This window comes from Synechococcus sp. R6-5 (genome assembly GCF_047461775.1).
GTDB lineage: Bacteria > Cyanobacteriota > Cyanobacteriia > Thermostichales > Thermostichaceae > Thermostichus.
Window position 1 is genome coordinate 1 of sequence record NZ_JANSHV010000308.1, and the last position, 1,946, is coordinate 1,946.

The 1,946-nt window shown below is 63.8% G+C and carries 1 protein-coding gene; it reads left to right on the plus strand.

The genetic code is table 11. The annotated features are described in order from the left end of the window. Positions 1 to 129: 129 nt before the first annotated feature. Positions 130 to 1,941, plus strand: coding sequence for an ABC transporter ATP-binding protein (locus NW818_RS13185; RefSeq protein WP_414424811.1), 1,812 nt, complete (start codon positions 130 to 132; stop codon positions 1,939 to 1,941). The last annotated feature ends 5 nt before the right edge of the window (positions 1,942 to 1,946 follow it).

The following is a 1,946-nucleotide window of genomic DNA, read 5'->3' on the forward strand; positions in this document are numbered from 1 at the left end:
GACGGGGCTTGCCGCGCCTTTTGGTCAGCGGTGCGGAGCACTTTGGAGGCCAAGGCGGGGGCGGTAGTCTATAATCCTGCCAATTCCCCTAATGCGTTCGCGCCAGCGGTGCGGAGCACTTTCGTCGCTATGACTGAGGCTGTCTCTACCGCCGATTCTGCCTTGCTGACCGTACAAGGGCTGCGGGTTTTCTTGCCCAGCCGTGCAGCTGGCGAGCCCTCGGGATCCCCGGTGGTGGACGGGCTGTCTTTCCAGATCGGGATCGGCCAGACCTTAGGCCTGGTGGGGGAGTCGGGATCCGGCAAAACCATGACCGCCCTGACGCTGATCGATCTGCTGCCCAGCTCGGCCCGGGTGGAGGGCAAAATCCTCTTCAAGGGCCCCAACGGAACGGTGGACTGGCTGCAGTTGGATCCCCGGCAACGGCGGCGCTATCGCGGATCCCAGATCGCCATGATTTTCCAGGAGCCGAGCACCGCCCTCAACCCCCTCTACACCTGTGGCCAGCAGTTACAGGAAACCTTGAGGGCCAACACCTCCCTGAGCCCGGCGGAGATCCGCGCCCAAGCCATTCGCCTGTTTGAGGAGGTGCAGCTTTCTCCCCAGATGCTGGAGCGCTACCCTCATCAGCTCTCCGGCGGCCAAATCCAACGGGCGGCCATCGCCTGTGCCATCGCCTCCAATCCCCAACTGTTGATTGCCGATGAGCCGACCACCGCTCTAGATGTTACGGTGCAAGCGGAAATCCTGCGCCTGCTCTGGGAGCTGCAGCAGCACCGGCAGATGGCCATCCTCTTCATCACCCACGATCTCAATTTGGTGGCCGAACTGGCAGATCAGGTGGTGGTGATGCGCCGGGGCCAAGCTGTGGAACAGGGATCGGTGGAGCAGATCTTTCGGGATCCCCAGCATCCCTACACCCGCGGCCTGTTGGCCTGTCGCCCGGTGTTGGAGCGGCGGTTGCGGCGGTTGCCCACCGTCCAGGATTTTCTGGAAAAAGGGGGATCCCCAGAGGAGCAGTGGCAGCAGGTGGAGATCCCGGCTGCCGTTCGCGTAAGCGGGACGGAGTCCTTAGAGGAAGAACGGCTGCGCCGGCTGTACAGTCAGCCCCCCCTGCTGCAGGTGCGGGATCTGCGAACCCACTACGCCGTCCGTCGAGGGCCATTTGGCCGCCAGGTGGGCGAGATCCGAGCTGTGGATGGGATCAGCTTTGACCTCTACCCCGGAGAGACCTTGGGGCTGGTGGGAGAGTCCGGCTGCGGCAAAACCACCCTGGGGCGAACCCTGTTGCGCCTGGTCCGTGCCAGCTCTGGCCAGGTGATCTACGACGGCGAGGAGCTGCTCCGCTTGCCGCCCCAACGCTTACGTCGTCTCCGCCGCGAGATTCAGCTGATCTTTCAGGATCCGGCAGCCTCACTGGATCCGCGCATGAGTGTGGGAGCCAGCGTCATAGAGCCAATGGCCCTGCACGGGATTGGGAGAAATGCTGCTGAGCGACGAGCACGGGCCCAACGCCTGTTTGAACGGGTAGGGTTGGATCCGGAAGCGCTGGATCGCCTGCCCCACCAGTTTTCCGGAGGACAGCGGCAGCGGATCTGTATTGCCCGCGCCCTGGCCTCGGAGCCCCGCCTGATCGTCTGCGATGAGGCAGTGTCTTCCCTGGATGTCTCCGTGCAGGCCCAGGTGCTGAACTTGCTCAAGGATCTGCAGGAGGAACTGGGGTTGGCCTACCTGTTCATCTCCCACGACCTGAGCGTGGTCAAGTTCATGAGCGACCGCATCATGGTCATGAACCGGGGCCGCATCGAAGAGCTTGGCCCCGCCTCCCAGATCTACCAGCAGCCGCAGCAGGACTACACCCGCCGCCTCATCGCCGCGTTCGCGCCAGCGGTGCGGAGCACTTCCCCCAAAGGGAGATCCGTTCGCGATAGCGGGCCGTAGGCCTT

Bases quoted from the DNA above. Each gene is read 5' to 3' on its own strand.
- NW818_RS13185 (WP_414424811.1), top strand. From the start codon at position 130: ATGACTGAGGCTGTCTCTACCGCCGATTCTGCCTTGCTGACCGTACAA.